Source organism: Halorubrum tibetense (assembly GCF_042661865.1).
Classification (GTDB): domain Archaea; phylum Halobacteriota; class Halobacteria; order Halobacteriales; family Haloferacaceae; genus Halorubrum; species Halorubrum tibetense.
Window position 1 is genome coordinate 1 of sequence record NZ_JBHSWW010000518.1, and the last position, 967, is coordinate 967.

At 65.5% G+C, this 967-nt stretch carries 2 protein-coding genes; one reads left to right on the forward strand and one right to left on the reverse strand.

Annotated elements, in window-relative coordinates:
* Nucleotides 1-246, forward strand: a 246-nt coding sequence (mobA, locus tag ACFQEU_RS16650; protein WP_379783956.1) for a molybdenum cofactor guanylyltransferase, incomplete at its 5' end; no start/stop codon positions are given.
* A 500-nt stretch (nucleotides 247-746) separates the two neighbouring features.
* Here mobA and ACFQEU_RS16655 read toward each other — a convergent pair.
* A partial coding sequence (locus tag ACFQEU_RS16655; protein ID WP_379783958.1) for a J domain-containing protein occupies nucleotides 747-967 on the reverse strand: 221 nt, incomplete at its 5' end.

The window sequence follows — 967 nt, forward strand, 5'->3', positions numbered from 1 at the left end:
CCGCGGCTCGACGACCGCTGGTTCCAGACCACGCAGGCGGTGTACCGCGCCGAGCGGATGGCCGACGCCTGCGACCGCGCGCTCGCTCGCGGCGACCGGAAGATCCTCGACGTGATCGAGACGCTCGACGCCGTCGTCGTCGACGATGCGACGATCCGTGACCGGACGACGGAACGGACGTTCACCAACGTCAACACGCGCGACGAGCTCGACGAGGCGGCGGCGTTCTTGGGGGAGTATTTATAGCGAGTACATCCCAACCCCGTGTTACGACCTCGGTATGTCTCGTCGATCGTCTCCCCCCGTCGAAAGGATTGGCCCGTGAGCTGGACCTTCACACATCCGGAGGTAGCGTTCTGTCCTGCGTGTGGCCAGTCGCTGACTTCTCGGCAGACAGCTGATGGTCCTCGGCCCTACTGTACCGGCTGTGCGGTGACGATATATCGGAACCCGACCCCCTTGGCCCGCGCCACCCTCATCGGCGATGACGGGGTGTTCCGCGGCGCGAGCGGTCCACGCCGAGGGAACTATGCGCGCACGCGATGACGCCGAAGCGGTTCGGTTTTGGTCCCGTGATGAACTCCGAACTGACCCTCCGCTCGTCCGCGCTTCCGGTGTCGAACAGCTACTCGAAGCGCTAGACCGGCTCGCGCCCCGTAGCGACAACTGATTTCGCCGTGTGGACCCGTATTCCATCTCTCATCTGCAGTGTCCACGCGGTTGCTCGTTTCAGGTTGATATCGTTCTCAGTCCGTCAAGACCTCGTAGGCGCGGTTCAACTCCTTGAACGCGTCCTCGTTCCCGTTTTCCCCGTCCGGGTGGAGCCGTTTGGCGCGCTCGCGATACCGCGAGCGGATCGTCTCGCGGTCGGCGGTCCGATCGAGGTCGAGCGTCTCGTACGCCTCGCGCTCGGACATCCCGTTCGTCGACGGGGCGCGGTCCCGCGGGTCGCGGCCGCCTCGACCGA